This is a genomic window from Comamonas sp. DB36, from assembly GCF_057914905.1.
Map to the genome: position 1 here is coordinate 4,035,358 of NZ_CP196631.1, position 18,891 is coordinate 4,054,248.

The 18,891-nt window shown below is 65.3% G+C and carries 16 protein-coding genes; 7 read left to right on the forward strand and 9 right to left on the reverse strand.

Going from position 1 to position 18,891, the window contains the following annotated elements; all coding sequences use genetic code 11:
• Nucleotides 1-60 precede the first annotated feature (60 nt).
• Both ACSVDO_RS18875 and ACSVDO_RS18880 read left to right on the forward strand, forming a co-directional pair.
• The gene (locus ACSVDO_RS18875; protein ID WP_332536512.1) at nt 61-735 is read left to right on the forward strand and encodes a DUF4136 domain-containing protein; all 675 of its coding nucleotides are present in this window, start codon (nt 61-63) and stop codon (nt 733-735) included.
• A gap of 466 nt (nt 736-1,201) precedes the next feature.
• The gene (locus ACSVDO_RS18880; RefSeq protein WP_489594008.1) at nt 1,202-2,551 is read left to right on the forward strand and encodes a carboxypeptidase-like regulatory domain-containing protein; all 1,350 of its coding nucleotides are present in this window, start codon (nt 1,202-1,204) and stop codon (nt 2,549-2,551) included.
• Here the strand turns inward: ACSVDO_RS18880 and ACSVDO_RS18885 are convergent, their stop codons facing one another.
• The 5 genes from ACSVDO_RS18885 to ACSVDO_RS18905 form a co-directional block, all read right to left on the reverse strand.
• Entirely contained in the window at nt 2,552-4,258 is a 1,707-nt protein-coding gene (locus ACSVDO_RS18885) for a dipeptide ABC transporter ATP-binding protein (RefSeq protein WP_489594010.1), read from the reverse strand. It lies immediately after the preceding gene.
• Nucleotides 4,255-5,196 (reverse strand): ABC transporter permease, encoded by a 942-nt coding sequence (locus ACSVDO_RS18890; protein ID WP_489594012.1) that lies wholly within the window; start codon nt 5,194-5,196, stop codon nt 4,255-4,257. Before ACSVDO_RS18890 ends, ACSVDO_RS18885 begins: the two co-directional genes overlap by 4 nt.
• A gap of 15 nt (nt 5,197-5,211) precedes the next feature.
• Complete coding sequence (locus tag ACSVDO_RS18895; RefSeq protein WP_332536519.1) at nt 5,212-6,177, reverse strand: ABC transporter permease; 966 nt, start codon at nt 6,175-6,177, stop codon at nt 5,212-5,214.
• A gap of 7 nt (nt 6,178-6,184) precedes the next feature.
• Nucleotides 6,185-7,774 (reverse strand): ABC transporter substrate-binding protein, encoded by a 1,590-nt coding sequence (locus ACSVDO_RS18900; protein WP_489594015.1) that lies wholly within the window; start codon nt 7,772-7,774, stop codon nt 6,185-6,187.
• A 177-nt stretch (nt 7,775-7,951) separates the two neighbouring features.
• Nucleotides 7,952-9,541 carry an ABC transporter substrate-binding protein gene (locus ACSVDO_RS18905; RefSeq protein WP_332536523.1) on the reverse strand — a complete coding sequence of 530 codons (1,590 nt, stop codon included), beginning with the start codon at nt 9,539-9,541 and terminating at the stop codon, nt 7,952-7,954.
• 252 nt (nt 9,542-9,793) lie between these two features.
• Here ACSVDO_RS18905 and ACSVDO_RS18910 point away from each other — a divergent pair, with 252 nt between their 5' ends.
• The 4 genes from ACSVDO_RS18910 to ACSVDO_RS18925 all read left to right on the forward strand — a co-directional run bounded on the left by ACSVDO_RS18910 (nt 9,794) and on the right by ACSVDO_RS18925 (nt 12,938).
• The gene (locus ACSVDO_RS18910; RefSeq protein ID WP_332681455.1) at nt 9,794-10,429 is read left to right on the forward strand and encodes a histidine phosphatase family protein; all 636 of its coding nucleotides are present in this window, start codon (nt 9,794-9,796) and stop codon (nt 10,427-10,429) included.
• 57 nt (nt 10,430-10,486) lie between these two features.
• On the forward strand, nt 10,487-10,681 hold the full coding sequence (locus ACSVDO_RS18915) for a YqaE/Pmp3 family membrane protein (RefSeq protein WP_332536526.1): 195 nt from the start codon (nt 10,487-10,489) through the stop codon (nt 10,679-10,681).
• Nucleotides 10,682-10,870: 189 nt separating this feature from the next.
• On the forward strand, nt 10,871-12,421 hold the full coding sequence (locus ACSVDO_RS18920; RefSeq protein WP_442881470.1) for a TerC family protein: 1,551 nt from the start codon (nt 10,871-10,873) through the stop codon (nt 12,419-12,421).
• Nucleotides 12,422-12,461: 40 nt separating this feature from the next.
• Nucleotides 12,462-12,938 (forward strand): hypothetical protein, encoded by a 477-nt coding sequence (locus ACSVDO_RS18925; protein WP_332536529.1) that lies wholly within the window; start codon nt 12,462-12,464, stop codon nt 12,936-12,938.
• A 4-nt stretch (nt 12,939-12,942) separates the two neighbouring features.
• On the opposite strand, the gene ACSVDO_RS18930 is transcribed toward ACSVDO_RS18925, so the two are convergent.
• Entirely contained in the window at nt 12,943-13,698 is a 756-nt protein-coding gene (locus ACSVDO_RS18930) for a phosphoribosyltransferase (protein WP_489594018.1), read from the reverse strand.
• Between the two features lie 257 nt (nt 13,699-13,955).
• On the opposite strand from ACSVDO_RS18930, the gene ACSVDO_RS18935 reads away from it, so the two are divergent.
• Entirely contained in the window at nt 13,956-15,413 is a 1,458-nt protein-coding gene (locus ACSVDO_RS18935; RefSeq protein ID WP_489594019.1) for an ankyrin repeat domain-containing protein, read from the forward strand.
• Between the two features lie 7 nt (nt 15,414-15,420).
• On the opposite strand, the gene ACSVDO_RS18940 is transcribed toward ACSVDO_RS18935, so the two are convergent.
• Genes ACSVDO_RS18940 through ACSVDO_RS18950 form a run of 3 tightly spaced genes read right to left on the reverse strand, consistent with a single transcriptional unit; the run spans nt 15,421 to nt 18,881 of the window.
• On the reverse strand, nt 15,421-16,377 hold the full coding sequence (locus ACSVDO_RS18940) for an N-carbamoyl-D-amino-acid hydrolase (RefSeq protein WP_489594021.1): 957 nt from the start codon (nt 16,375-16,377) through the stop codon (nt 15,421-15,423).
• A gap of 33 nt (nt 16,378-16,410) precedes the next feature.
• Nucleotides 16,411-17,646 carry a Zn-dependent hydrolase gene (locus ACSVDO_RS18945; protein ID WP_489594022.1) on the reverse strand — a complete coding sequence of 412 codons (1,236 nt, stop codon included), beginning with the start codon at nt 17,644-17,646 and terminating at the stop codon, nt 16,411-16,413.
• Nucleotides 17,643-18,881 carry a diaminopropionate ammonia-lyase gene (locus ACSVDO_RS18950; protein ID WP_489594023.1) on the reverse strand — a complete coding sequence of 413 codons (1,239 nt, stop codon included), beginning with the start codon at nt 18,879-18,881 and terminating at the stop codon, nt 17,643-17,645. Before ACSVDO_RS18950 ends, ACSVDO_RS18945 begins: the two co-directional genes overlap by 4 nt.
• Between the last annotated feature and the right edge of the window lie 10 nt (nt 18,882-18,891).

Here is an 18,891-nt window from a genome sequence, read left to right on the forward strand (position 1 = left end):
GATGTCGGGCTCGCCGCCCTCCCGCCTGTGGTTTTGCACCGCGAGCGCGAAGGAAATTTCATGGCCTCCATCCGCTGGAAACTCTCCCTGACCGTGCTCGGCTGCGCCGCGCTGCTTGCCGGCTGCGCCAGCGTGCGCGAAGTGCAAAGCGATGTGCAAAGCTTCTCGACGCTGCCGGCCATGCCTTCGCCTCCCACCTACCGGCTTGAACTGCTGCCTTCGCAGCAGGCCAATGCACCGCAGTTCGCAAGCATCGAAGCCCTGGCCCAGCAGTCGCTGGCCAAGGTCGGGCTGCAGCGCGACGACAGCCAGGGCAGCCTGACCGTGCAGATCGGCGCGCAGGCGCGCTATACGCGCGACTTCGCGTCCTACTACGGCCCTTACGCGCCCTATGGTCCGCGCTGGAACTGGGGCCTGGGTTTTGGCCGCGGCGCGGGCTGGGGCATGGGCTTTGGCGGCTTCATGTTCGACACGCCGCCGCTGCTGCATTACCGCGCCGTGAGCGTCGTGATGCGCGAACAGCGCACGCAACGCATCGTCTACGAGACGTCTGCCGTGCATGAGGATGTCTGGACCAACGATCCCGCGATCTTCGGCGTGCTGTTCGACGCCGCGCTCAGCGGCTTCCCCAATCCGCCCCAGGGCACGCGCCAGGTGCGCACGCCCATGCCGGTCTCGGGGCCTGTGGCCCAGCCATCCTCCCCGGCCCCGGCGGCCGTGCCTGCCAAGCCCTGACCCGCGCAGCCCGGGTTCTGCGCCGCCGCGCCCCGGTCCGGCACGGCGGTGCGCGCGCCTGCGCGCGCGATAAAGCCCCGCGCACACGGAACTCGCGCCATTTCAGGGTTACCTATACGTGTCCAGCGCGGTGATGGATCCCATCGCCGAGATTTTCCCGGGACCATAGGATTTGCCGCGATCTGCAGGACAGGCGCGCGGCAGCCGCACGCAACCCACATTTTCACAGGGAGTGGCGATGAAGCTTACGGTCAGATACTGGATATCTGCGCTTGCGCTGACTGAATGGCTGGGTGCACCTGATGGAAAAACAACCGAAAAACCTCTTTCGGGAACATGCAGGTGGTATCGACGCAGCAAACCCAAACATTGCTGCCAGGGATTTGCGCCCATTCAGACAAATCACCAGAATCGGGGTCGCGAAAATGATTGACTCCGCTCACGAAATCAGCAGCGGGTGAAATGCATGAAGTTCAAGCACAGAACACTTATATATTCCCTGGCATGGGCTGGCTTGCTCAGCGCCTGCAGCATAGGCGAAGACAAAAACGCGCCCGTGCGCAACCCGCCGGAAGTTGCCGAAAACCTGATCCGCTATTCGGGCACCTTGCGCAGCGCAAATGGCGCCTCCGTTTCCGGATACCAGGTCCTGCTGGAAAACCGCATCACCGATGAAAGATTCGAAACGTCCATTGGTTCAAGCGGAAATTTCAACATTCAGGTCAAGCCAGGTGTTTACGATGTGTTGTTGACAAGCGGTGGCACATCCCCCCCCATCTCCCTGCAGAAAACCGCGGTCGATTTGCAGGCCGACAAAACCCATGACCTGCAGATAGGCAATCACCTGTCCAGGCTGCCGACCGAAATCATAGGGAAATTGCTGGACCCCGGACAAAGCCCTCTTGCCCGGCAGAAGATCATCCTGTTGCCATCGATTGCCCGTTCCACGGCCCGCATAGGTAAGGCCGAAGTACCGGATCCCGTCATGGTGGAGACCGATTCCCAGGGGAATTTCTCTGTTTCATTGGGCAAGCCTGGCATGGACATCGCTTTCGACGCGCTGCTGCTTGCCGCCAACGCCCCGGGTCTCGATGTGAGAAAAATGGCGAAGGATTACCAGTTTGCGTCGGAAGACGAAAAAACGAAATTCCAAAAACAGGCCGATACCTATTTGAAAACCCATGTCGTGGAGAGCATAAATATCGAGAAACCGAACGGTGCGATGCAGGCAGACCTCGTCTTTGGTGCCACGGTCCGCAACCTGCGTGGTGCCACCGGGGCACCCAGCGTGGTGCCGGCCGATGCAGCCAGTCTGGCCGAATATGAGAAAAATCCGGCAGGCACCGCTGCAGCAAGCCTCTGGCGCAAGGTGACAGACACCGCAGCCCATGCGATTTCAGGCGCCATCCCATCAGCCCATGCCGGTGAAATAATCGCCACATTCCTCCTGATCCCGGGACCCATCGATGGTCTTGGGAAAATCAAAAGCGGCATGCTCTTTGCAGGGAAGATGCGCCCGCAAAATTCAGGATGCAGACAGACTTCATTTCTCAACATCAACAATGGCGTTCAGCCTTTCGACAGCGGCAGCGCAGCCTACGCATCAAAGACCAGATTCTGTGCCACCCGGGAAAAATCCCCGCTGAAATACACGCACAAGATAAACCTGCAAACGGAAAGGCAAAGCCATTACCTTTTCAGAGATGAGGCCAATGGCACTTATGCGCTGAGAGTCCTCAACACCAATGCCGGACACACGCTCAGGTATGCCAGCGACAGCCCCACCATCGTGGACATTGAATATCACCTCAACTGATCAGTGCGCGTGCTGGATATCGGGCACGGCCGCCATCAGCGCGCGCGTGTATTCATGCTGCGGCGCATCGAGCACCTCCTGGGCGTCGCCGGCCTCGACGAGACGACCGCGCTGCATCACGCCGATGTCGTCGCACATGTGGCGGATGACCGCGAGGTTGTGGCTGATCAGCAGATAGGTCAGGCCGAACTCGTCCTGCAGGTCGCGCATCAGGTTCAGCACCTGGGCCTGCACGGACACATCGAGCGCCGACGTGGGCTCGTCGCAGATGATGAATTCGGGCTGGCTGGCCAGGGCCCGCGCAATCGCTATGCGCTGGCGCTGGCCGCCAGAGAACTGGTGCGGGTACTTGCGCGCGTCGTCGGGCGTCATGCGCACACGGCGCAGCGCCTGGGCCACGCGCTCGGCGGTCTCGTTCGGGTCGCTGCTCAGGCCCAGCACCTCCAGCGGCTCGGCAATCAGCCGGGCTACGGTCCAGCGCGGGTTCAGGCTGGCATACGGGTCCTGGAAGATCATCTGGATGCGCCGGCGCAGGTCGGTCTGCGTGCGGAAGCGGTCCTGGCCGTCGAACAGCACCTGGCCGCGCGTGGGCACCGTGAGGCCAGCGACCATGCGCGCCACGGTCGACTTGCCCGAGCCCGATTCGCCGACCAGGCCAAACGTGCTGCCCTGGCGGATCTTGAAGCTCACGCCGTCGACGGCCTGCAGCATGCGCCGCGGCTGCTGCGACACCAGGCGTTCGAGCCAGCCCAGCGACAGATCGAATTCCTTGCCCAGGTCGCGCACTTCCAGCAACGCCTTGCCTTCTGCGGCGGCGGCGTGGGGCACGGGCTCGGCCCTGACCGGCGCAGCCGTTGCCGGGGCCCCTATTTCGGGCACGGGCAGGCGTTCCAGCCGCTGGTGCACCGAAGGAATCGCGGCCATCAGCACGCGCGTATAGGGTTGGGTCGGGCGGTCCAGCACTTCGCGCACCGGCCCGGTTTCCAGCACCCGGCCCTGGTACATAACCATGACCCGGTCGGCGGTCTCGGCAATCACGCCCATGTCGTGGGTGATCAGCATTGCCGCAGCCTGGCGTTCGCGGCACACGCGGCGCAGCAGCGCGATGATCTGCGCCTGCACCGACACGTCGAGCGCCGTCGTCGGTTCGTCGGCAATGATCAGCTGCGGCTCGGCGCATAGCGCCAGCGCAATCGCCACGCGCTGGCGCATGCCGCCCGAGAACTGGTGCGGGTACTGGCCCAGGCGCACGCGGGCTTCGGGAATCTCGACCTCTTCAAGCAGTTCCAGCGCGCGCGCCCTGGCCTGGGCTTCGGTCAGCGGCAGATGGGTGCGAATGGTCTCGACCAGATGCCGGCCCACGGTATAGACCGGGTTGAGGCTGGTCAGCGGGTCCTGGAAGATCGAGCCTATGCGCCGCCCGCGTATGCGCCGCATGGCTTCGCCGCGCAGTCCGTCTATGCGTTCGCCGTTGAGCTCCACGCTGCCGCTGGAGATGCGCCCGGGCGGGTCTATCAGTCCGATCACGGCCGCGCCGGTCATGGACTTGCCCGCGCCCGACTCGCCGACCACGCCCAGGATTTCGCCCGCGGCAATCTCGAAGTTCACGTCGCGCAGCACCTGTACCGGGCCGCGGTAGGTGTCGAAGGTCACGCCCAGATCGCGCACGCGCAGCACCGGCAGGGGATGGGTGTCGGAGGAACTCATTGCAGCTTGGGGTTCAGAGCGTCGCGCAGCCAGTCGCCGACCAGATTGACGGACAGTGCCAGGGCCAGCAGCACCAGCGAGGGGAACAGCAGGATCCACCACTCGCCCGAGAACAGAAAGCTTTGGCCTATGCGTATCAGCGTGCCCAGCGAAGGCTGGGTCGGCGGCAGGCCCACACCCAGATAGGACAGCGTGGACTCGGCAACGATGGCATGGGCAAAGCTGATCGCGGCAATCACCAGGATGGGAGCGAGCAGATTGGGCAGGATATGCTGGCCCAGGATGGCCGTGCGGCTGCGGCCTATCAGTTGCGCGGCCAGCACATAGTCCTTCTGCTTTTCGACCATCACCGCGCCGCGCACCGTGCGCGCGTACTGCACCCAGTCGGACAGCGCGATCGCGAGAATGATCACCAGCACCGCGACCTGTTCGCGCACGCCTTCGGGCACGACGCCGCGCACTACGCCCAGGATCAGCATCGCGACCAGGATCACGGGAAAGGTGAGCTGCACGTCGGCAATGCGCATCAGCAGCGTGTCGAACCAGCCGCCCGCATAGCCCGCAACCAGGCCCAGCGGAATGCCTATGCACAGCGACAGCAGCACGGCAGAGACGCCGACCAGCACCGACATGCGCAGGCCGTAGAGAATGGCCGAAGCGACATCGCGGCCCTGGTCGTCGGCGCCCAGCGCGTAGAACGCGCCGGTACTGCCTTCGGACCAGGGCGGCAAAAAGGCATCGTTCAATTCGAGGCTCGCGGAATCGAACGGGTTCTGCCAGGCCAGCCAGGGCGCGAGCAGCGTGGCCAGCACGATCAGCAGCAGCACCGCGGACGCGACCTGCACGGTGCGCGAGCGCGCGAACGCGCGCTTCACGGGCGAGTCGCTCTGGCGCCAGCCGCGCCGCGCCGGCGCGGGTCTATCGATCACATCGGACATGTTGCATTTCCCTTGTTATCGGCGGCGCAGCCGCGGATCCACGGCCAGATAGAGGAAGTCGACCAGCAGGTTGATCACCACATACAGCAGCGCGATGAACATCAGATAGGCCGCAATCAGCGGCACGTCTACGCCCTGGATGGACGAGATGAACAGCAGGCCCACGCCCGGCCACTGGAACACGGTCTCGGTGACGATGGAAAACGCTATCAGCGTGCCGATCTGCAGGCCCGCAATCGTGATCACCGGAATCAGCGTGTTGCGCAGCGCATGGCCGAAGTACAGGTCCTTCTCGCGCAGGCCGCGCGCGCGGCCGAAGCGGATGTAGTCGGAGCGCAGCACCTCGAGCATTTCGGCTCGCACCAGCCGCATGATCAGCGTCATGTTGTAGAAGCCCAGCGTGATCGCGGGCAGGATGATCGCGCTCCAGCCCGAGGCCGTGAGCAGGCCGGTTTCCCAGCCCCCGACCTTGACGGTGGTGCCGCGGCCGAACGACGGCAGCCAGCGCAGCTCGACCGCGAACAGGTAGATCAGGCCTATGCCTATCAGGAAGGTGGGCAGCGAGACCCCGACCAGCGACCCCGTCATGACCGCACGGCTGAGCCAGCCCTCGCTGCGCAAGGCCGTGTAGACGCCCAGCACCACGCCTATCGCCAGCGCGCCTATGGAGGCCATCAGCGCCAGCTCCAGCGTCGCGGGCAGACGCTCCACGATGACTTCGCTGACCGGCCGCTTGAGGCGGTAGGAGATGCCGAGGTCACCCTGCACCACCTTGCCCACATAGTTGAGGTATTGCAGCGGCACGGGCTTGTCGAAGCCCAGCTCGCTGTTCAGCGCCGCGCGTTCCTCCAGCGTCGCATCCTCGCCCAGCAGGCTGATGGTCGGGTCGCCGATATGGCGGAACACCATGAAGGCGATGAGGGAGACCGCGACCAGCACCAGGGCCGACTGGCCCAGGCGCCGCAACAGATAGGCGAGCATGTCTGCCTCACTTCGCGCCGAGCTTCACATCCTTGAAGAGCACGGCGTTGTCCGGATGCACGGGCACGTCGATGCGCTTGATGGAGGCGAAATGGATCACCTGGTCGTGCAGCGGAATGTAGAAGCGCTCCTTCTGCACCACGTCCCAGATGCGGGCAATGGTCTGGTCGCGCTTGGCCTTGTCGGCCTCGGAAGCCAGGGCGACGATGTCGGTGTCGACGGCCGCATTGCTGAAGCCCGTGGCATTGGTCGGGCCGCGCCCGTCCTTGCCGCGCGTATGCACCAGGAAGTCGAAGATATAGGCCGAGTCATAGGTCGGCACGCCCCAGCCATAGAGGTAGAAGTCGATATCCGCGCCGTTGATGGCCACGCTTTGCTGGGCAATGGGTCGCGCCACGACGGCGGTCTTGATGCCCACGCGGCCCAGGAAGCCGGCGATCGCCGTGCTGATGGCCTCGTCGTTGACATAGCGGTCGTTGGAGGTGTGCAGCGTCAGGTCGAAGCCGTCGGGATAGCCGGCGTCGGCCAGCAGCTTCTTGGCCTTGGCGACATCGACCTTGGGATAGGCGGCCATGGCCTTGCTGTAGCCGTTGACGAACGACGGCGCGATCATTCCCGAGGGAATCGACAGGCCGCGCATCACCGAGCGCTTGATGGCGTCGCGGTCTATGGCCAGATGGATGGCTTCGCGCACGCGCGCATCGGCCAGCGGGTTCTTGCCCTTGACGCTCGAGTACTTGAGCTCCTTGCCGCCCACGTTGAGGCCCAGGAAGATCGAGCGGTTTTCCGGACCCTCGTTGATGCGCAGGCGCTGGTCCTGCTTGAGACGGGCGACGTCCTGCGCGGGAATGTCCTGGGCGAAATCGACTTCACCCGACAGCAGCGCGGCGACGCGCGTGGCCGGGGACTTGATCGGCAGATAGATCAGCTCGGTGATCTGCAGCGGCGCCTGGCCCTTGCCCCAGTACTGGGGGTTGGCCTTCATGACCGTCTTCGCATCCTGCTCGCGGCTCACGAGCTGATAGGGGCCGGTGCCGTTGGCGTTGCGCGTGGCGAAATTCTCCGTGGAGCTGGCCGGGTCCTGCGTGGTTTCCGCGCCCTTGGACTTGGCCCAGGCCTCGTTCATGATGAACAGGTTGGTCAGGTTGTCGGGGAAGATCAGATTGGGGCCATTGGTCTTGACATGCACCGTGAGGTCGTCGACGGCCTTGACTTCGACCATCGAGGCCAGCAGCGACTTGACCTGGGCCGTGGGACCCTTGGCGCGCTGCAGCGAGAACACCACGTCCTTGGCCGTGAACGGCGCGCCGTCATGGAACTTGACGCCGGGGCGCAGCTTGAACTCCCAGACCGTGGGATCGGCGGTGAGCTTCCACGACGTGGCCAGCGTGGGCACGAGCTTGCCCTTGGCATCGCGCGTGACCAGGGTCTCGTACATCTGGTGCGACAGCACGAAATTGGTGCCGGTGTTGAAGGAATGGGGATCGAGCGTGGTCGGGTCGGAAGCCCGCGCCCAGCGCACCGTTTCGGCCTGTGCGCCACTCACGGTCAGCAGGCCTGCGGACAGCAGGGATGTAAACAGCAATTTCAGCAGCATCGGGTTTCCTCAACAAACGAAGTGGGACAAGCTGCGCCGCGCGCCGCGTTCCTGCCGGCGGTCACGTTCGCACATTGCACAGATGCAAGATCCAGGCCTGGCGTTTCTTGCGAAATCCATCTTGACGGCGCAGCGCACGGCAAACAATGGGGGGAAACATCAAGCGCGCCGCGCGCATCACCGCCCTTCGAATTTCACATCCTTGAAATGCACTTCGTTTTCGGGGTGCACGGGAATATCGAGCCGCCGCACGGAAGCGAAGTGCACCATCTGGTCGTGCAGCGGAATGTAGAACCGCTCCTTCTGCACCACGTCCCAGATCCGCTGGATTGCCGCGTCGCGTTTCGCCTTGTCCGACTCCGACGCCAGCGAAGCGATGTCGGCATCGACCTGGGCATTGCTGAAGCCCGTGGCATTGGTCGGCCCGCGCCCGTCCTTGCCGCGCGTGTAGACCAGGAAGTCGAAGATATAGGCCGAGTCATAGGTCGGCACGCCCCAGCCGAACAGGTAGAAATCGGCGTCGGCGTTGTTGATGGCCACGCTGTGCTGGGCAATCGGCCGGGCGACCACGCTGGTCTTGATGCCCACGCGCCCGAGAAAGCCCGCGACCGCGGTGCTGATGGCCTCGTCGTTCACATAGCGGTCGTTGGTCGAATGCAGCGTGAGGTCGAAGCCGTTGGCATAGCCCGCGTCGGCCATCAGCTTCTTCGCCCGCGCCACATCGACCTTGGGATAGGCGGCCATGGCCTTGGTGTAGCCGTGCACGAAGGGGGGCGCAATGATGCCCGAGGGAATCGACAGCCCGCGCATCACCGAACGCTTGATCGCGTCGCGGTCTATGGCCAGGTGGATGGCTTCGCGCACGCGCGCATCGGCCAGCGGGTTCTTGCCCTTGAGGCTGGAGTACTTGAGCTCCTTGCCGCCCACATTGAGGCCCAGGAAGATCGAGCGGTTCTCGGGACCTTCGTTGATGCGCAGCCGCGGATCCTGCTTGAGCCGTGCCACGTCCTGGGCCGGGACGTCCTGGGCGAAATCGACTTCGCCCGACAGCAGCGCCGCCATGCGCGTGGCCGGCGACTTGATCGGCAGATAGACCAGCTCGGTCACCTGCAGCGGCGCCTGGCCCCGACCCCAGTACTGGGGATGGAGCTTCATCACGGTGCGCGCATCGGGCTCGCGGCTGGCGAGCTGATAGGGGCCGGTGCCGTTGACATTGCGCGTGGCGAAGTTTTCCGTGGTGCTGGCCGCGTCCTGGGTGGTCTGCGCGCCCTTGGCCCTGGCCCAGGCCTCGTTCATGATGAACAGGTTGGTCAGGTTGTTGGGAAAGATCAGGTTGGGGCCGCTGGTCCTGACCTGCACCGTGAGGGCGTCGACGGCCCTGGCCTCGACCATGGACGACAGCAGCGACTTGACCTGGGCCGTGGGGCCCTTGGCGCGGTTCAGCGAGAACACCACGTCCTTGGCGGTGAGTGGCGCGCCATCATGGAACTTGACGTTGGGCCGCAGCTTGAACTCCCAGACCGTGGGATCGGCGGTCATCTGCCACGACAGCGCCAGCGAAGGCACGAGCCGGCCCCTGGCGTCGCGGTTGACCAGCGTCTCGTACATCTGGTGCAGCAGCGTGAAATTGGTGCCCACGTTGAACGCATGCGGATCGAGCGAAGTCGGATCGGAGGCGCGTGCCCAGCGCAGCGTTTCGGCCTGGGCCGCCGCCCCCGTGAACAGGCCCGCGACCAGAAGCGATGGGAGCAGTAGTTTGCGCAGCATGGCGATCTCCTTGGCAAGGGGTGAAAACGACAACCGTCCTGCTCACCATGGTGGCTGGCCTGGCCGGCGGGCGAAAGGATGAATCCATCCCCCGCCCTGTCAGCCGCTGCCGGGCGCCCATGCACGCCCAGCGCTCGCCGCGCGCCGCTCGCCGCGCGCCGCGCGTCATCCAACCCTTTGCCTGCCCTGCCAGGCCAGTTGCCGCACAATCGGCAGTTGCCTTTGTCATTGCCCCCATCGAAGTTCCGCCGCATGCAAGCCACCCGCATCATCGCCATCCGCCACGGAGAAACCGCCTGGAACGCCACGGCGCGCCTGCAAGGACACCAGGACATCCCGCTCAACGAACTGGGGCTGTGGCAGGCCGCCCAGGCCGCGCAGGCGCTGGCCGACGAGCCCGTGGCCCAGATCTACAGCAGCGACCTGCAGCGCGCCTTCCAGACCGCGCAGGCGGTGGCGAATGTCACAGGCGCGCCGCTTGCGGCCGAGCCCGGACTGCGCGAGCGCAGCTTCGGCATCTATGAAGGCCGCACCTTTGCCGAACTCGAGGCCGAACTGCCCGAAGTCGCGCTGCGCTGGCGCCAGCGCGAGCCAGGGTTCACGCCCGATGGCGGCGAATCGCTGATCATGCTGCGCGACCGCGTGCGCGCCACGGTCGAGCGCCTGGCCGCGCGCCACGCGGGCGAACTGATCGTGCTGACGGCCCATGGCGGCGTGCTCGACACGCTGTACCGCCTCGCGACCGGCCAGGAGCTGCAGGCGCCGCGCACCTTCGCGCTGGGCAATGCGGCGATCAACCGGCTGCTGTGGACGCCGCAAGGCCTGGGCCTGGTCGGCTGGGCCGATACCAGCCATCTTGAAAATACCGCAAGAGACGAGATATGTTGATGACGGCCTGCGGCCGTCGAACTGTTCACCGCCCTACCTGACGAAAGCCTGCCGATAATGCGATTGCTTCTTGCCCTGCTGCTGCCCTTTTCCGTGTTCTTCACCATAGGCCGGCCGTTCTCCGGCCTGTTCTGCCTGCTGCTGCAGATCACGCTGATCGGCTGGATTCCGGCCGCGATCTGGGCGGTCTATGCACTGAGCCAATACAAGACCGACAAGAAGATCGAACGCGTCCTCAAACAACGCCATTGAGACCCCAAGCGCGCCGCCCGGACGCGCGCCTTGGCGGCGCGTTTGTGCGCACCGCGTGAACTTTCTTGCAGAATGCGGCTCAGAGAACCTCCTCAGCAACCTGCAAGAACATGCCTGAAAAACCTGCCCCCGCGGCAAACGACGACTTAAAACCGGCCTCCATTCGCGCGCAAAGTGGAGGCCGTCATGATTGAACTGTTCAGCGATCCTTCCATCTGGATCGGCCTTCTGACACTGGTCATTCTCGAGATTGTGCTGGGCATAGACAACCTCGTCTTCATCGCGATTCTTTCCGAAAAACTCCCGCCGCATCAGCGCGACAAGGCCCGCATCATAGGCCTGGGCCTGGCGCTGTTCATGCGCCTGGGACTGCTCAGTGTCATCTCGTGGATCGCCACGCTGACCACGCCGCTGATCAATCTGGGCCCGCTGTCGCTCTCGGGCCGGGACCTGATCCTGCTCATAGGCGGACTGTTCCTGATCTTCAAGGCCACGACCGAGCTGCATGAGCGCATGGAAGGCGTGACGCATTCCGCCGATGGCAGCAAGGCGTACTCGGGCTTCGTCGCCGTGGTCGCGCAGATCGTGGTGCTTGACGCGGTGTTCTCGCTCGACGCGGTGATCACCGCCGTGGGCATGGTCGACGAGCTGCCGGTCATGATGGCCGCAGTGGTCATCTCGATAGGCATCATGCTGGTCGCCTCCAAGCCGCTCACGCGCTTCGTGAACGCGCATCCCACGGTCATCGTGCTGTGCCTGAGCTTCCTGCTGATGATTGGCTTCAGCCTGGTCGCCGAAGGCCTGGGCTTCGATGTGCCCAAGGGCTACCTGTATGCGGCCATTGGCTTCTCGATCCTGATCGAGGTCTTCAACCAGATCTCGTCGCGCAATGCCAAGGCGCAGGAGCTGCGCATTCCGCTGCGCGAGCGCGCCGCCAACAAGGTGCTGTCGCTGATGTCGGGCGCGCGCGCGGGCACGGCGCACGCGGCGCAGAGCACCGACCTCGCGGCGCAGCCCCCGGCCTTCGCGCCCGAAGAGCGCATCATGGTCTCGGGCGTGCTGTCGCTGGCCGAGCGCAAGGTGCGCTCCATCATGACGCCGATGTCCGAAGTCGACTGGGTCGATCTCAACGGCGACGTCGAAGCCATCAAGCTGTCGCTCAACGACAACCCCCACAGCTACCTGCCGGTGTGCAACGACAGCGTCGATGAACTCGTAGGCGTGGCGCGCGCCAAGGACATGCTGCGCGACCTGATGCAGTTTGGCGCCATCCAGACCACGACCATCAAGCGCCCGCTGTTCGTGCAGGAAGGCACGGGCGTGATCGCGCTGATCAACGACCTGAGAACGTCCAGGGGGCGCATGGTCATCGTCAAGAACGAGTTCAACGTGATGTGCGGCGTGGTCACGCCCATAGACGTGCTCGAAGCCATCGCGGGCGAATTTCCCGACGAGGACGAAACCTTCACCATCCAGAAATCGCCCGACCATGAGAACACCTGGATCGCCAGCGGCGCCACCGATGTGCACCTGGTGCAGCAGCTGCTCGACACGCAGCAGCTCATCAGCTCGAACGACTTCTATGCGACGCTCGGCGGCCTGCTGACCGAGCACCATGGCGCGGTGCCGGCCCAGGGCACGCAGATCGACATCGGCGACTGGCGCTTCACCGTGCTCGAGAACGACGACGACGTGCTGCGCAAGGTGAGCATCGAAAGAATCCTGCCTGAACCGCATTGACCGCAATGCCATGCCGACACCCTCGGCCTGGCATTTTTTTATGACCAAGACATTCCTTCCGTGCGCTGTGCTCGCGTTGTCGACGCTCACCGCCTGCTCCGATTTCCGTGAACGCGTGGTCAGCGGCTACCCGACCGACGATGTCGTCATCGACACCCGGACCGCGTCGCCCAACCAGCTCGCGGACGCGCTCAACCAGATTGCCAAGCTGTCGCTGATCGGCGACGACTGGGAGTTCGAAAACGAGAAAGACCGCTGCACCATCACCGTGGTCGAAGGCGACACGCGCCAATCGCGCCTGCTGGGCCTCAAGGACGCGACGTTCGCGATACGCCGTGACAAGGACAGCGGCAAGTACTACGCGACGCTCAAGAACAACGGCCAGGTACGGCTGGACCACGACGGCAGCGCCTTGCGCCTGTTCGAGACCGATTCCTACCATGGGCTCTCCATCGCCGAAAGCTATCTGATGGCGCTGGCGCACAAGTGCACGGCCAGCCTGCCGGCCGCAGCCTGAAGCATCACGGCTCGGGCACCCAGCCGTCGGGTGCACGCACCATCAAGGGCGCATCGAGCGCGCCGAGCACCGGAATCGGCCGGCCGTCGACATGGCGCAGCCGCTCGCGCCAGCGCGTGCCCTGGCGCATGGCCACCGCAATCGCCACCACCTGCGCGCCGCAGCGCCCCAGCAGCCGCACGCCCGAGAGCATGGTCGCCCCCGTGCTCACCGTGTCGTCGACCACCAGCACGCGCCGGCCCTCGAGCAGGCTGATCTGGTGCGGATCGAGATACAGCCGCTTGTCCTGGCTGGGCGAGGTGATGGAGCGTACCGGTTCGGACAGCGCGTCGCGGTACCAGTACTTGCGCGAAAAACCGAGCGGGATGAAACGCGCATGGCCCAGCCCGTGGGTCACGGCGGGCGCAAACGACAGGCCCAGCGTCGGCAGTCCGACCACGGCGTCGACCGCATAGTTGTGCGCCTGTTCGACCATGGACTGGGCCAGCGCCTGCACCACCTCGAGCGCCGCCTGGTTCGCGACCAGCGAGGCCATGCAGCGCGTCGCATCGTTCGGCAGCGCGCGCAGCGGCAGCAGCAGATAGCGGCCGTCGCGCAGACGCGCGGGATAGTTGCGCTGGTACGGCGGCACCGTCGGCTGCGCGAGTTCATCGGCGGCCAGGATGCGCTGCCAATAGCCGGTGGTCGCGTCAAAGCCGGGCGCCGCGCCACCGGACAGCGCATCGGCGGCCACCATTGCCTGCGAACTGAGATCCGCCATGCCTGTCCTCGCGTGCCGGAAGCGCCGGCGGCGCGCAGATCATAGCCAGCGCGGCGCTCGCAACCACGGCCCGCCCCTGCAGTGATCGCAGGCATTGCGGTTCCCTGCTGGAGGACGTCCAGTCAAAAAATTTTTTGAACCTATCTATTTAAAAAGTTACTTAGTTTTTTGCTATTTATCTTCATTTCCAATTTCAGGCAAGAAAACAGGCGGATTCCGGCGCATTCGGAGGCTGATGATCTTGCACTCCACGCCCCATGAAACCCAAAAAATCTGCCTTTCCTTTCTTGCCCACTGCGCTGGCGGGAGACTCCGTCCAACTTGTCATCAACGGAAAAGCGCTGACCTATAAACTGCTGCCGGCTCAGCCCACTTTCAACCAAATGGCGCGGGATTGCATCGAAGCGAACTATCTGCGTGAGGCCGCGCGCAATGGTGACCTGCACCTGGCAAAAACCATCGCCGAAAGAGGCAGTCTCGCGGCGCTCAACGCTCCCGGGCCCGCGTCTTCCAGCGCGTTGGTGCTGGCGGCAGAACATGGCCACGCCCCCATAGTCGACTTGCTGCTGCATGCGAGAGCCGCCAGCATTGACCTGTGCCGCGACGCAATGGCCGCCATGGAGGCCGCAGTGAGAAACGGTCATCCCGAGGTCGTGCATACCTTGCTGCAAGCGGCAATCGACTTCAAGGTATCTCTTGAATCCAAGGATTTGCTGTCATATGCGGCGTATCACGGGCATGAAGCTGTGATCGCCAAGTTATTGCACTGGGGTCTGGACCCCAATCGCGTTGATTCCAACGGCACTAACCCGGTGACGGTCGCTGCAGCACGTGGACATGTGGATGCAGTGCGCACCCTGGTGCATGCGGGAGCCGACCTGAATGTCCGGGTGGTCGACGATGTCAACGCTTTGATGGCCGCAGTCTACAGTGGTGACGCGCGCACAGTGAACGCTTTGATAGTGGCTGCCGCCGATACGCAGCGCCCTCTGGATTTCAACGCCCCGCAGATATTAGGACTGACCATTCTTGCAATCGCTGCCGTCTGGGGATACTCGGACGTGGTGCAGGCGCTGATACAAGCGGGAGCCGCTCCCAACCTCCAGACAAACACCGGCTCCAGCCCCTTGATGTTCGCGGCAGCCAAAAACCATAAGGGCGCGATGCATGCATTGGTGCTGCAAGGGGCCGATACCGACCTGCAAACAAACGATGAAGGCGCGACCGCCTTGATGATAGCGGTAAAGCATGGGCACCCGGACGCTGCACAGGTATTGTTGCAGGCAGGTGCCGACCCCAACATCGCGAATTTTGCCGGCAAGACCGCGCTGATGCTGGCGCAAGACCAGGGGAACCCGGAAATGATTCGGATGCTGATGCAAGCGGATTCCGGCGCCGCGCAGATGGATGCCGCCGACTCCGATGCAGTGAACGCGTCGTGCCCGCCAACGCCCGCGCTCCAGGCTGCCGAAGCGAACGCGCTGGAAGCGGAAGTTCTTCCGGTAGCGACCATGGCCCACGCCGGCGATCGGCCCATGCAGGCAGAGCTTCCAGGAAGCCATGCAGGCTATTGTGCCGACGACCACGACATGCTGAATGATCAAGGCGCGTCGGCCCATGTGCCTGCGCCCGGCAACGGCGCGGACGGCGAAGCCGCGAATGCGGCGCCCGCAATCGCCATCACCGGCGCGGCCGAAGAGCCTCCGCAAGCATGATGGTGGGCTAGCCGGCGTTCAGCGGCCTGCCGTCCGCGGCCAGAGTCTCGCCCTTGCGCGCGGTGATCAGGCCATAGCACTCGGGGTGGCGGTGCAGGTCGAAGTTGAAGGTCGTGCGCTTGTAGACCGCGCAGAAATCGAGATCGCAGCGCCCGACCACGACTTCGTCGTCCTTGGTCACGCAGCGCGTGACGACTTCGCCCGAAGGCGCGACCAGCAGACTGCCCGCAATGCTTTCCACGCCCTCCTCGAGACCGCCCTTGGCGACGCTCGCCACCCAGCAGCCGTTCTGGTAGGCGCCGGCCTGCACGGCAAGCTGGTTGTGGAACAGCGACAGGTCGTCATGCTGGGGCGCGGGCGCATTGTGCACCGGCGTGTTGTAGCCTATGAAGACCATCTCCGCGCCCTGCAGCGCCATCACGCGGTAGCTCTCCGCCCAGCGCCTGTCGTTGCACAGCGCCATGCCGATGGTGCCGCCAAACGCCTGGTGCACGTCGAACGATTTGCCCGGCGTGAAGTAGCGCTTCTCCAGGTGCTGGAACCTGCGCCAGGGCTCGTGCTCGAAATGCCCGGGCACATGGATCTTGCGGTACTTGCCGACGATGCTGCCGCTGCGGTCGACCAGGATGGCGCTGTTGTAGCGCATGCGCCGGCCGTTCTCTTCGGCCAGCTCGGCATAGCCCAGATAAAAGCCCACGCCGAGTTCGCGCGAGAGTTCGAACAGCGGCAGGGTTTCCCGGCTGGGCATGGTCGGCTCGAAATAGCTGTCGATCTCGGCGTCGTCCTCGATGTACCAGCGCGGAAAGAACGTGGTCAGCGCGAGTTCGGGGTAGACGATCACCTGCGCGCCGCAGCTGTGCGCCTCGCGCATCATGGCGCACAGGCGCGCCACCACGGCCGCGCGGGAGTCGGCGCGCTGCACCGGGCCCAGCTGGCCCAGGGCGACATTGACGATTCGGGACATCCTGGAATTCCTTCGATAAAAACGGTGAGGGGATCAGCGGTCGGCGCGTTCAAGCAGCACCTGCAGCAGCACATTCGCGCCCTGCACCAGCTGCTCGGGGGCGGTGAATTCGCGCACGTTGTGGCTCAGGCCGTCGCGGCTGGGAACAAACACCATGGCCGTGGGGCACACGCGCGCCAGCATCTGCGCGTCATGGCCCGCGCCGCTGGGCAGGCGCAGCGTCGAAAAGCCCTGGGACCGGGCCGCGCGTTCCACGCTGTCGACCAGCGCGGCGTCGAAGGCCACGGGTGCGAAATCGGCAAGCAGCCGCTGGCTCAGCAGCACGCCATGCTCGGCCGCGATGCGGCGCGCGCCGGCCAGCAGCTCGTCCTGGGCCTGGCGCAGCCGCGCGCCATCGGTGTTGCGCAGATCGACGGTCATCAGCGCGCTCTGGGCAATCACATTGACGAGGTTGGGTTGCAGCGTGAGCGCGCCCACGGTGGCCAGCTGGCGCCCGCCATGGCGCTGGCTCAGTTCATGGGCGAAAGCCGCGACGCGCGCCGCGGCCATGCCCGCGTCCTGGCGCAAGGCCATGGGCGTGGTGCCTGCATGGTTGCTGCGGCCGGTGAAGGTCAGCTCGGTCCAGCAGATGCCCTGCACGCCTTCGACCACGCCGATGGCAATGCCTTCGCGGTCCAGCACCGGCCCCTGCTCGATATGCAGCTCGACAAAGCTGTCGACGTGCGGACGGCCCACGGGCGCGCGTCCCGCATAACCTATGCGCGCGAGTTCCTCGCCCAGCAGCGCGCCGTTGTCGACGGCACGCACGGCCAGGGCTTCGTCCAGCGGCATTCCGCCCACATGCACCAGGCTGCCGAGCATGTCGGGCTGAAAGCGCGCGCCTTCCTCGTTGGTGAAGAAAGCGACCTGTATGGGCCGGCGCGTGCGCCAGTCTGCGGCGCGCAGCGTGGCCACCACTTCAAGGCCGGCGAGCACGCCGTAGTTGCCGTCGTAGAGGCCGCCGGTGCGCACGGTGTCGATATGGCTGCCGGTGGCGACGGGTGGCAGATCTTCGCGGCCCGCATAGGTGGCAAACACATTGCCGATGGCGTCGATCTCCACGGCCATGTCCAGCGCCCGCATCTGCGCCACGGTCCAGTCGCGCGCCGCGCGGTCGGCGTCGCTCAGCGCCAGCCGGTTGGTGCCGCCGCCGGGCTGTGCGCCGAATTGGCCCAGCGCCTGCAGGCTGGCGAGCAGCCGCGCGCCGTCGATGCGCAGATCGGCGCTCATGCGGCCTCCGCGCGCAAGGCCACGGCGGCCGCGCTTTCGCCGACCAGCTGCGCATAGAGCGCGGGATCGGTTGCGGCCTCGCTGCCGAAGAACAGGATGCGGCTGTCCGCGCCCAGGCCCAGCTGCGCGCGCGCCTGCGGGCTTTGCAGCGCGGCAATTGCCGCGGCCACGCCGGCCACGGCCGATTCGCCGGCAACGATGGCGCGGTCGCCGGCCAAAGGGTGGGCCAGCAGACGCATGCAGTCCACGGCCGCGGCGTCGGGAATGGCGCAGAACGCGTCCGCGCCCTTTTCGAGAATCTCCCAGGCCAGCAGCGAGACTTCGCCGCAGGCAAGACCCGCCATCAGCGTGTCGAGTTCGCCTTCGACGGCGCGCAGCTCGCCGGCGCGCGCGCTTTCCAGCAGGCAGGCCGCGCGCTCGGGCTCGACGACGATGAACTGCGGGCGTGCAGCGCCGTCGTGCTCCCAGAAGTAGCCGCAGACCGCGGCCGCGAGTCCGCCCACGCCGGCCTGCACGAAGATATGCGTGGGCCGTGCGCCGATCTGCGCCGCGGCCTCCTGCACCATCAGCTGGTAGCCCTGCATCACGTCGCGCGGCACGTCCATGTAGCCGGGATAGGAAGTGTCGGAAATCACGAAGCGGCCCTGCTCCCTGGCGTCGGCATCGGCGCGCCGCACGGCGTCGTCGTAGTTGCCGGGCGTGCGCACCACCTGGGCACCATAGGCGGCAATCGCCTCGGCCCGGCCGGCGCTCACGGTGGCATGGACATAGATCACGCAGGCGCAGCCGAACAGCTGTGCACCCCAGGCCACCGAGCGGCCGTGGTTGCCGTCGGTGGCGCAGGTGACGGTGATGCCGGCGCTGAGCGCGCGCATGTCGGGCCGCTGCAGATCGCGGGTATCGAGCGTGCGGCCCAGGCGCGCGCCCAGCTCGCGGCACAGCAGTCGCGCGACCGCATAGGCGCCGCCCAGCGCCTTGAAGCTGCCCAGGCCGAAGCGGCTGCCTTCGTCCTTGTAGTGCAGCGACTGCACGCCCAGTTCCCGCGCCAGCGCGGGCAGCGCATGCAGCGGCGTGGGCGCATAGCCCTGCCAGGTGGAAAGCTCGCGCTCGGCCTGGGCCAGCGCGCCGGCGCCGAGAATTTCTCTGCGGCGCGCGCCATAGGCTTCGTCGCGGCTGCGCCGGGGGTTGGCCGGATTCATGACCAGCTCAAGCGACAGGGAAGGCAGGGATGACATGGAAATACCT